The sequence below is a fragment of the Spirulina sp. CS-785/01 genome, from assembly GCF_028330525.1.
Taxonomy (GTDB): Bacteria; Cyanobacteriota; Cyanobacteriia; order Cyanobacteriales; family Spirulinaceae; genus JAQMSD01.
In genome coordinates this window covers 1-11,011 of sequence record NZ_JAQMSD010000077.1, presented here as the reverse complement: position 1 = coordinate 11,011, position 11,011 = coordinate 1, and the positions used below count along the sequence as shown (strand labels likewise).

The window sequence follows — 11,011 nt, the reverse complement described above, 5'->3', positions numbered from 1 at the left end:
TTTTTGACCCCGTTTTTTGACCCCGTTTTTTGACCCCGTTTTTTGACCCCGTTTTTTGACCCCGTTTTTTGACCTAGTTATTTGAGCAAATGAAGGCTTCCCAACCGTCCAACCCCCTGAAAATTTCCCTTCTGGTGCATGATCTCTCAGTGAGTGGCGCAGCACGATGGGGAGGCAATCGCCCCTTTTTACTGTATCAAGCCTTAAAACAATTAGGCCACGAAGTCCAAATTTTAGGATTTATTTTTGGAGATGAATCCCCCTCTGAAGCCGTTGCTAGTCAATTTCCCTTGACGGTTATTCAAGGAGAACACTTTCCACAATTCTGGAATTCTGCCCAACAACTCGCCCAAGCCATAACCGGAGATATTCTTTATGCTCAACAACCACGAGTAACTACCCTCGGAATTGCATTGTGGCAAAAGTTCTTGACCCACAAACCTCTGATTTTAGATATTGATGATTGGGTTTTAGGTTGGTATGGGGGGGATGAACTGAAATATCCCGAAAGTCTTCGACAATTCGCAAGAGATCTTATCAAACCTGAAGGGGCGTTACGTTACCCAGAACATCCCTTTTATCTCAAGTGGTCTGAAAAATTTGTCAAATACGCGGATTCTGTTACAATTCACACCCAATTTTTGCAAAATCGTTTCGGTGGCATTTATGTTCCTAATGGCAAAAATACCCATCAATTTAATCCTCAAAAATACGATGCTCAAGCCAGCAGAAAACAGTATGATTTACAAGATTATCGCATTTTAATGTTTCCAGGTGCGCCGCGTCCCTACAAAGGATTAGAAGATATTTTAAACGCCTTAGATCTTCTCGATCAATCAGACCTTCGACTGGTCATTGTAGGAGGGAGTCCCTATGATGACTATGACAAAAAATTACGGGAAAAATGGGGACGTTGGCTCATTCAGCTTCCTATTCAGCCGGTTGAAAAAATGCCTGAATTGGTTGCTGCGGCTCATATTGTCATTGTACCCCAACGGGATACCCCCATTACACAAGCCCAATTTCCCTTAAAACTGACCGATGGAATGTCTATGGCCAAACCCGTGATTGCCACTCGCATGGGTGATCTTCCTGAAGTCCTTGGCGATACCGGCTTTTTAGTCGAACCCAGTTCGCCTTCAGAAATTGCAGAAACGATCAAAGTTATTTTTAGTGATTATGATGCCGCCCTACAACGAGGGCAACAAGCTCGGAAACGCTGTATCCAATGGTATAGTCTTGATGCAATGTCTCATAGCTTAGACCAAGTGTTGCAAACCGTAACTCAAAAGTCTTCTTAATAAGCAATAAATTTTTTGCTCTTCAAGTAACTCTTATTTTTTATGTCTAGTAATAAACTCCTTCTAAAATTTGCATTACGCCATCCATTGCTGATTGTGATTACAGCAATTTTAGGCTTTTCGGGAGCATTATTTAATGGAATTAGTACAGCTTTGATTGTGCCTTTACTGTTAGGGTTTTTGGGACAAGATACTGAAGTATTAAAAAAAGGTCCTCAGTTTTTAAAAACGATTATAGAATTCTTTGATCTTTTTCCTGGAGATTGGAAGTTTATCGCTATGATTGTTGTTATTGTCTTAGCGATTATTTTAAAAAATGCGGCTTCTTATGCAACCAGTTTATCGTCTAATTATCTTGCTCGTTCCTTAGTTCGAGGGATGCGTCTTGAGGGAGTTCGCCTGCTGTTAGATGTCGATTTAGATTTTTACTCTAAACAAAAAATTGGTACATTAATCAATTACATGAACCAAGAAATTGCACGAACCGCAGCCGCTATAGGTGTGGGAATTAAAGTTTTTTCTGCTGGAATTACAATTTTAGTTTTTGTTTGGATTCTCTTATCTTTATCGTGGCAATTAACTATTATTTCGACTTTTTTGCTGTGCTTAGTTGCATTAACCAATCAAATCTGGGTTCGTAGAGCTAAAAAGTTTGGGCGAATTTTATCTCAGAGATCTGGAGATTATTCTAATAAACTGTTAGAAATCTTAACGGGCATTCGTCTCATTAAAACAGTCAGTAATGAAGAATCGGAATATCAAAGATTAGCGCAGTATATTCAAGAACGGGAAAAAGCCGACTTACAATCCCAAGCCAACTATTCGGCAGTTGCTCCCATTAATGAAGTCTCCGGGATTTTAACGGTGATTATCATTGTGGTGATTGGTCGTTATTTATTTGCCGAACAGTTGGAGTCAGTTTCGACAATTCTCTTAATTTATTTAGTGACTCTATTTCGGATGATCCCGATTATTGGACAACTGAATGGGGCGCGGAGTCGCTTTGCTAATACTGCCCCCAGTGCGGAATTAGTGGCTGACTTTCTCAACCGAAGCAATAAACCCATTATGGAAAGTGGCTCTAAACCCTTCACGGGGTTAAAGGAGGGCATTCAATTTAACGGGGTCAATTTTCACTACCCCAGCAGTGAGGAGGAAGTTTTACAGGATATTAATCTTTGGGTCCCCAAAGGAAAAACGGTGGCTTTGGTAGGATCATCGGGGGCGGGTAAAACGACGTTAGTTGATCTAGTTCCTCGTTTTTATGATCCCACTGAAGGGGAAATTAAGATTGATGGGGTGAATGTAAAAGACTTTGAGTTATCTACCCTGCGTCGTGCCATGGGGATTGTTAGTCAAGATACCTTTTTATTTAATACCACGGTGCGCAATAACATTGCCTATGGTTGGGAGGAGACGACGGATGAGGAGATTATAGAGGCAGCTAAACGGGCAAATGCCTATGATTTTATTATGCAGCTTTCTGAGGGGTTTAATACGGAAATTGGCGATCGCGGGGTAATGCTCTCTGGGGGACAACGGCAACGAATTGCCATTGCCCGGGCCCTCTTACGCAATCCGCAAATTCTCATATTAGATGAAGCCACCAGTGCCTTAGATACAGTATCAGAACGACTGGTGCAAGAAGCCATTAATGAATTATGCCGCGATCGCACCACCCTAGTCATTGCCCACCGTCTCTCCACCGTCCGCCAAGCCTATAAAATTGCGGTGATGGAAAAAGGCCGCATTGTGGAATTGGGTTCTCATGACGAACTCCTAGAACTTGACGGCCATTATGCCGAACTCCACGAAATGCAGTTTGGCAAGAAGAAAGCGAAGAAAGTCACCCTCCCCAGCAATGCGGCCTTAATTCGCGCCTCCATTCGTGCGTCTCACGAACTACGAACTCGCCTCTCTTACGAAGTCCGAACGCGCCTCAACGCCATGTTAGGCTCATTACAACTGGTCACAGATAATTTAGTGGATACCCCAGAAGAACAAGAAGAACTGATCCAAGAATCCTACGAAGCAGCTATTAGTTTATTGAAAACCCTCTCCTTCTTTGAAGAAAATGGAGCGCAATTTCCGGCAGAAAAATAAACAACGGCTTAACCTTCTCCCCTGTTATGGTTAGTTTTGAGGTGGACGTTGGTCAAGCTCAACATATTCCAAGGTTTGTTCAATGCGATGTTCCCAAGAATATTTTTTCACGGTGTCCCAACTATGAATCGACTCAATTGACCATTGAGGATACTGTTGCAGCGTTTTTTGAATGCCTTGCCGCAAAGCCTCCGAACAATCGGGGGAACACCATGTCGCAACGAGATCAGAGGTTTGAAATTCTTGTAGCGGTGTAATTTGCGTGGCCACAATCGGTCTTCCGGCTGCAAGATAATCAAATAATTTCATCGGTGACGTAAAAGAAGCAGCTTCTCCGGATAAATGAGGATAGACAAGGAGATCTGCTGCCTGGAGAAAGCTGGCTAAACGGTGATGGGGAAGATAACCAACGAGAGTGACATTATGAATGGCTTGATTCTGCAAGATTTGCTGATAATGCTGAATTTGAGACTCTTTCCCCCCGGCCAGAGCAAATTGAACAGTGGGCATTTGTTGAGCAATTTCGATTAACAGATCAATTCCCTTAAATTGCAGCAATTCTCCTGCATAAACCACTAAATGTTGATCGTTATCCTTTAATAACTCTGTTCGCCACTGTTTTGCAGCTTCAGGGTGTCGCTCATAGAAGAGTTGATTAAAACCGTTGTGAAGTTTAATGACTTTTTCTGGGGGAATGCCGTTTTCAATCAGGTGGTTACGCAAATTATCCGCTACCGTGACTGCCACTTTAAACAAAGGATTTTTGACAATTTCGGGGTCATATTTTTTCTTTTCATAATGATCGCGTTCATAAATTGCTGGAATGCCATTTTGAACGGCCGCTTTGACAAAATTCCAGTCTCGACTGTGGACTAATTGTACTTGAGAGCGGAGATGAAAGGGTAAATAATATTTACAAACGAGCGTACTTGGATTCGTCCATTTGGCTGTGCTGGTTTTTGGAACAGGTAAGGTTGCCGTTTGTAACTGGTCTTGTAAGTTATAAAACTGCCGCATTGGTTGGCGAGTCGGTTGGGGTTGAAAGAGAGTTAAATGGGTTAAAGGATTAAAAAAATGGCTTCCTTTATCAAGAGACAACAATACGGTTGGATAGCCTAAATTAGCAGCAGCATTCGCTAAGTGGGCCATTTGCACTAAATGAGCTTCCGCTTGGGGAAGGATATCTCTCACGAAAAATACGTAATATTGACTCATAAATATTTGGAGACAGTGAAGGAATTCTAATCAATAGTGTTCAATGAGAGAAGGGATGGAACTGGCGAAAATTTAGCTGGGGAAAAGTTATGCGATCGCACCATATCACACAATTCTGGTGATTTCCTACTTTTCCCCTAGCTTGGCCATGAAGCTGCTTTCTGGAATTGAATCCAGAATTCCGTTATGCGATCGCGCTATCAGAAGTCGAATCGGAATCCACATTCGCGTCTTTGACTCCCGGTAACTCTAAACAATACCCAGCCCCATACACCGTCTTAATATAAGAGGGATGACGGGGATCAGGCTCAAGTTTAGTACGCAAGTGACGAATATGGACGCGAATGGTCTCAATATCATCATCGGGATCATAACCCCACACTTCCTTTAAAATCTCACTAGGAGAAACCGTTTGGCCGTGACGCTGTAACAGACAGTGGAGTAATTCAAATTCCAGATGGGTGAGTTTCACCGTTGTATCAAACCAAATGGCCTCAAATCGCTCCGGAATCAACGTCAGAGGACCATAATTGAGAATTTCGCTATGCTTGGCCGCTTGGGGAATGCGATCCGTCCGCCTTAACAAGGCCCGCACTCTAGCCAGCATCTCCTCTAACTCAAAGGGTTTGGTCATATAGTCATCTGCACCTGCATTAAACCCCCCCACCTTATCTTGGGTTTGATCTAAAGCAGTCAGCATCAAGATGGGAATTTCGGCAGTGCGTTCATCGCGGCGCAGCCGTTGGCAAACCGTAAACCCATCAACTTTCGGCAACATTAAGTCCAGCATAATTAAGTCCGGTTGTAACTGGACGGCTAATGCCTGACCTTTTACACCGTCACTAGCTAGGTTTACATCATATCCAGCCATCTCCAGATTAATGGAGACGAGTTCAGAAATTGCAGGGTCGTCGTCAATGACCAAAATTCGAGGCATGACCAGAGTTTTAGTGGCTATATTGTCTTAACTATCTTGTCTTAGAATATTACAGGTCTTATCTAACTTTGACATTTTTCTCATCCCATCCAAGGTTAACAGCCCTTGGGTCTCCCGGAAAAGCGGACAGACTTGAGCAGGGTATCTTGTTTGAGCAGGGACTTCCCAACCCACCCCCCATTCAGGGTTAACTTCTAACGAATAGGTCTAACGAACAGGCCTCAGTTCCCCCATTTGGTGGGATGACTGACATTTCTATCAGACGCTCAAAAACCGTTTTTTGCCTGAGCTTTTTATGGATTGACCTTTTGAGCGATTTGCCCATATAGTTCAAGTTTCCTGTTCTGATTATAAGAGCAAATTTTACATTGATCTGCAAGGGAACAGTGTTCTTTTTTACACTACAGGGGGAAAGTGTGGAATTATTTTAATAAGTCTTGACATTGGGTCTAGCTAGGGCGGCCTCATCCCCACTGAACAGCCCTGTGTCCACTGTGAGTAGCAAATTTGACCTTGGAAGGAATGCCTGATTTTTATTGGCTCAACCAGATTCAGATTAACCATCGCCCTTGTGTTGGAGAAAAAGCCTTGATTTTGAGCCAACTCCAGAACCGGGGTTATCCCATTTTGCCGGGATTTGTGGTGCCTAATGGTCTTTGGCATGAGTTTTTAGTGATGTTTCAGGACTCTCACCCCCTCTTGGCAGAGTTAACCGACTCCTCCCTGCATCTCAACGTTGAAGATTATCTCACCCTGCAACAAGTTGCCCAGGCCATTCGCCACGATATTACCCAGCAACCCTTACCGGAACAGTGGCCAGGGGACTTGTATCAGGCCGCCCAAAAACTCAACAGTCCAGCGTTGCTCCTGCGGCCTTCCTTCGCTCTCCAGGATAACTCTCCTCTGTCTTTTCAAGGACTGGTGCGATCGCAAGCCTGCTGGTGTCATCCCCAAGCCCTCGCCACCGCCCTCAAACAACTGTGGTCTGAGGTTTTTCGCGCCCGTTGCCTCTTTTTTTGGCAACGAAATAACATTCCCCTGAAAAGTCTCACCCTGGCGGTTCTCATTCAACCCCTGCAAAATGCCCTCGCCTCCGGTACGCTACAAATGAACCAAACCCACTGGCAAGTCCAAGCCACCTGGGGGTTAGGCCACAGTTGGGTCCGAGGAGAAGTCATTCCCGACACCCTCCAGGGGACTCAAGGAACAACCTCCCTCGACCAGCAAACCCTCGGCCACAAAGGCCGGGCCTACACTCTCTCCCACTCCCCACCAGACTCCCCCCTCACATCCTGCCTAGAAGTCGAACGGGTTGCCGAAGAACAACAAAATCAATACACCCTCAACCCTTCCACTCTCCAAGACCTCCTCCACCTCGCTGAACAACTCAACTCCCAACATCCAGACAATTTCTCTATAGAATGGCTATTAACCCCCACATCCTCCCCCGAACCGTCCAACCCAGACCCCCAACAGCTTTATATCACCCAATACAACCGTCATTCCCACGATAACTTGAGCGTTGTTCCTACTCCCATGGATAAAACTGCCCCTCTAGTCACTGGTTTAGCTGCATCCCCTGGAGAAGTGGTCGCGCCGATTTTTTTCCTAGACCATTCCCAAACCGCACATATTCCCCAAGGACAGATTCTCGTTATGGAAACCATGGCCGCGGACTGGTTGCCTCTCCTGTCCTCTGCTGCCGGGTTAGTGATTGAACAGGGGAGTTTAACCAGTCACGGGGCGATTATGGCGCGAGAATTAGGCATTCCTGCCCTTGTTGAAGCGGTGGACGCACTTCAACTGCTTGAACCAGGGGAACGGGTGCGGTTGAATGGCACAGACGGGGCAATTTATGCGGTGGCCGCTGAGTCTGACTCCCCTGTTAAGGGTGTTCCTTCCCCTTCTCCTGAACCCCAACCCCAAAGTTTTTATCCCTTGGGGACCCAATTATTGGTGAATCTCAGTCAACCGGAAGTTTTGCCCAAAATTGAGCATTTTCCCCTCGATGGGGTGGGGTTATTGCGGTCTGAGTTGATGATGGTGGGTCTGTTACAAGCACATCCTCTCTCTTGGTGGTTAAAGCATCCGGAGCAATTGGTGGAGTCTCTCACAACTTCTATTAGAGACTTTGCTCAAACTTTTGCTCCGCGGCCTGTCTGGTATCGGTCCACAGACTGGCGATCGCAAGAATTCCCCCCCCTGCCTCAACTTCCAGAACAACAAGGGAATAACCCGTTATTAGGCATTCGTGGCACGTTTACCTATCAACACAATGACACCCTCTTTCAAGCGGAATTACAAGCCCTCGCTCAAGTCCAACGACAATTTAAAAATCTCAAGTTAATTTTGCCTTTTGTGCGCAGTGTTGAAGAATGGAAGACTTGCTACCAAAGCGTGCAACAACAGGGTTTAATGCAGTTATCAGGATTTGAGTTGTGGATGATGGCAGAAGTGCCGTCGGTGTTGTTTCTCTTACCGGAGTATGTGAAAGCGGGAGTGCAAGGTATTGCCATTGGGACTAATGACTTTACTCAGTTACTATTAGGAGTAGATGGACAAGAACGCTGTTTAGCTGAAGCGTTTAATGCACGACATCCGGCGGTATTAGCAGCAGTGAAGCAATTAATTACGACCAGTCAACAGTTAGAGATTCCTTGTATTATTTGTGGTCAAGCTCCGGTAAAATATCCTGAATTAATTGATAAATTAATCCCATGGGGTATTACAGGGATTTCTGTAGAACCGGAGGCGGTGTTCCGGACTTATCAGCAAATCGCTAGGGCAGAACAACGGTTTTTGTTACAAGCAACTCGGAAAATAATGAATAATTGAGCAGGAGGCCAGAGGCTTTTACCTAATTATGGACAGTTCTAGTTTCCGGAGCGTAACCAGCAATTAGTCCCTCAAAACAAAGAACAAAGAACACAGAACAACAAATGAAAAATTGGTTGAAGAAAAAACTAGATTTAGAGAGTTGGCAAGTCTTTTGGCGAGCTTATCGGAGTCATCGGCGAAATTGGTTCACTTTACTGGTCATTAGCTTTGTTGCTGTTATTGTGGGAGTTATTTCGGTCAGTAGTTATTTATTAATTCGTCAAGCATTATTAGAAAAACTGCAAGAAAATGCCCTACTAACTCTAGAAAAAGGACAGGGGAAAACTGATAGTTGGTTGAAAACTCAACAACGCACCCTCGAAAACTTTGCGAGTGTTCCCGTTGTGCGGACAGGAAATTGGGAACTAGCCAAAGATTATTTAACACAACAAAAACAGCAGTATTCTGCCTTTTTAAATATAGCGATCATAGAGCCTAATGGTGATTTTCGGGCTACGGGAGAAACCACAGGTAATTTAAGCGATCGCCAACATTTTAAACAAGCTATAGCCGGTAATACTTATATCTCCGATCCTCTGGTTTCTAGAGCATCAGGAAAAGTAACTATTGTGATTAATACTCCCATTTATGCTCCCCAATCCTCTCAAGACATCATCGGGACACTCGGTGCAGGAATTTCTCTGGAAACTGTGAATGTTATAATCGAACAACTCGAATATGGAGAGGGAAGTTATGCGTTGGTGCTAAACTCTGAAGGAGTTCCCATTATTGAGCCGCATTCCGACCAAAATTCTGAGCCAACCAGTATTCTTCAAAAAACGGTAGCTAGTTGGTTAGAAAGCGAGGATAAAAATGTGCGATCGCTTGCCCAAGCAATGGTGAATGAGGAAGAAGGAATACAGCTAACTCAGCTTCAAGACCAAGAGGTTTATGTCGCTTATTTTCCCCTCCAAACCACAGATTGGTCAATCGGTTTAGTGATACCGAAAGAAAATATCAATCAGAAATTATGGGCCTTGAATACTATGGCCGGTTTTTTGGGGTTATTGTTGGTTATTTCCCTGTATGCTGTAGCTAGGGTGGCCTTAGTCTCAGAACAACGGCGATCGCAAGTTGAACAAGAAGCACTCCTCAATCGTCTCATCCGTCGCATTCGTGCTTCTCTCAATTTAGATGAAATTTTACAAACCACCGTCCATGAGTTGGGAAACTTACTGAAAATTGACCGGGTATTCTTTTGTCGCTATCAGGACAACACCTTACAAGTTCAAAAAGCCTATTGTCGCAAAAAAAGTGATTTAATTGGCCAGTATGATAGCCAAACCGTGAACAATTTGGAGGCAATTTTAGAACAAGGGGAAGCGATACAATTACACCCCTTATCGGAAGGCAATGAACAGGATTCTGAACCCATTCCTCTAGATACAAATTGTTATTTAGCCTTACCTGTACAAAATGAAACCAGAGGGTATTTAATTTGTTATCATCGCCATCGCTATTGGTGGACAGAAGCAGATCGACAAGTTTTACAAGCAGTGGCCGATCAACTAGCAATTGCGATTAATCAAGCAGATTTACTCAAACAAACTCAAGAACAATTACAAGAAATCCAAAGAACTCAATCTCACTTAATTCAAAGTGAAAAAATGTCCAGTTTAGGACAAATGGTGGCGGGAATTGCCCACGAAATCAATAATCCAGTTAATTTTATTTATGGCAATCAACCTCACGTCCAGCAATATATTGATGATTTATTGGAAGTCATTGAAGCCTATCATGACAATCTCAATAATATCCCTCCAAAATTAGAGGAATTAGAAGAAGAAATTGAATTAGATTATGTTAAAGAAGATTTGCCTAAAATTCTCGATTCGATGCGTATTGGTGCAGAACGAATCCGCAATTTAGTGGTGTCATTACGCAATTTTTCCCGTTTAGATGAAGCACAGATGAAGCGAGTGGATATTCATGAGGGAATTGAAAGCACTTTATTGTTACTTTATAATCGGTTAAAGAAAGAGATTACTATCGAAAAGAAGTATGGAGAGTTACCCAAGGTTGACTGTTATCCTAATCAATTAAATCAGGTCTTTATGAATTTAATTGTCAATGGAATTGATGCGATGGAGGAAGCAGAATTTGAGGATAAAAAGATTCAGATTAGCACTCAATTATTAGAGACAGAAGTTCCCCAAGTCCAAGTTATTATTGCGGATAATGGCCCAGGAATTCCGCAGGAAATTCAACAGAAAGTTTTTGACCCATTTTTTACTACAAAACCCGTTGGTAAGGGAACTGGGTTAGGATTGTCTATTTCTTATAAGATTATTGTGGAGTTACATGGGGGAGATATTGAAATTATCACTCCAGAGTCAGGGGGAACACAGTTTATTATTACTATCCCCCGTGACTCCCAAGCAACGGAGGAGGAAGCTAAAGAAAAGTTAGCCAATTTGGGAATTTGATTTTTGGTAATTGGTAATTGGTGATAGGGAAGATGGGGGAGATGGGGGAGATAGAGGAGATGGGGGAGAAGAAGTGAGGAGAGAAAAGTGAGAAGTGAGAAGTGAGTAGTCTGTAATTTTTTCTCTATCCTCTCTCCTCTATTCTCTCTCCT

At 43.6% G+C, this 11,011-nt stretch carries 6 protein-coding genes; 4 read left to right on the top strand and 2 right to left on the bottom strand.

Features of this window, described 5'->3' with window-relative positions; genetic code table 11:
• Positions 1-89: 89 nt before the first annotated feature.
• Complete coding sequence (locus tag PN462_RS04460; protein ID WP_272126786.1) at positions 90-1,301, top strand: glycosyltransferase family 4 protein; 1,212 nt, start codon at positions 90-92, stop codon at positions 1,299-1,301.
• A gap of 42 nt (positions 1,302-1,343) precedes the next feature.
• Complete coding sequence (locus tag PN462_RS04455; protein ID WP_272126785.1) at positions 1,344-3,404, top strand: ABC transporter ATP-binding protein; 2,061 nt, start codon at positions 1,344-1,346, stop codon at positions 3,402-3,404.
• Between the two features lie 30 nt (positions 3,405-3,434).
• Here the strand turns inward: PN462_RS04455 and PN462_RS04450 are convergent, their stop codons facing one another.
• Together PN462_RS04450 and PN462_RS04445 are read right to left on the bottom strand one after the other, a co-directional pair.
• Positions 3,435-4,619 carry a glycosyltransferase family 4 protein gene (locus tag PN462_RS04450; RefSeq protein ID WP_272126784.1) on the bottom strand — a complete coding sequence of 395 codons (1,185 nt, stop codon included), beginning with the start codon at positions 4,617-4,619 and terminating at the stop codon, positions 3,435-3,437.
• Between the two features lie 184 nt (positions 4,620-4,803).
• Entirely contained in the window at positions 4,804-5,556 is a 753-nt protein-coding gene (locus PN462_RS04445; protein ID WP_272126783.1) for a response regulator transcription factor, read from the bottom strand.
• A 522-nt stretch (positions 5,557-6,078) separates the two neighbouring features.
• Between PN462_RS04445 and PN462_RS04440 the strand changes: the two genes are divergently transcribed.
• Both PN462_RS04440 and PN462_RS04435 read left to right on the top strand, forming a co-directional pair.
• Positions 6,079-8,391, top strand: a complete 2,313-nt coding sequence (locus PN462_RS04440) for a putative PEP-binding protein (RefSeq protein ID WP_272126782.1) — start codon at positions 6,079-6,081, stop codon at positions 8,389-8,391.
• Positions 8,392-8,495: 104 nt separating this feature from the next.
• Positions 8,496-10,859 (top strand): ATP-binding protein, encoded by a 2,364-nt coding sequence (locus PN462_RS04435; RefSeq protein WP_272126780.1) that lies wholly within the window; start codon positions 8,496-8,498, stop codon positions 10,857-10,859.
• Positions 10,860-11,011 lie beyond the last annotated feature (152 nt).

What these genes read in the sequence shown, in the direction of transcription:
- PN462_RS04460 (WP_272126786.1), top strand. Translation starts at nt 90, where the DNA reads ATGAAGGCTTCCCAACCGTCCAACCCCCTGAAAATTTCCCTTCTGGTG.
- PN462_RS04455 (WP_272126785.1), top strand. Translation starts at nt 1,344, where the DNA reads ATGTCTAGTAATAAACTCCTTCTAAAATTTGCATTACGCCATCCATTG.
- PN462_RS04450 (WP_272126784.1), bottom strand. Translation starts at nt 4,619, where the DNA reads ATGAGTCAATATTACGTATTTTTCGTGAGAGATATCCTTCCCCAAGCG.
- PN462_RS04445 (WP_272126783.1), bottom strand. Translation starts at nt 5,556, where the DNA reads ATGCCTCGAATTTTGGTCATTGACGACGACCCTGCAATTTCTGAACTC.
- PN462_RS04440 (WP_272126782.1), top strand. Translation starts at nt 6,079, where the DNA reads ATGCCTGATTTTTATTGGCTCAACCAGATTCAGATTAACCATCGCCCT.
- PN462_RS04435 (WP_272126780.1), top strand. Translation starts at nt 8,496, where the DNA reads ATGAAAAATTGGTTGAAGAAAAAACTAGATTTAGAGAGTTGGCAAGTC.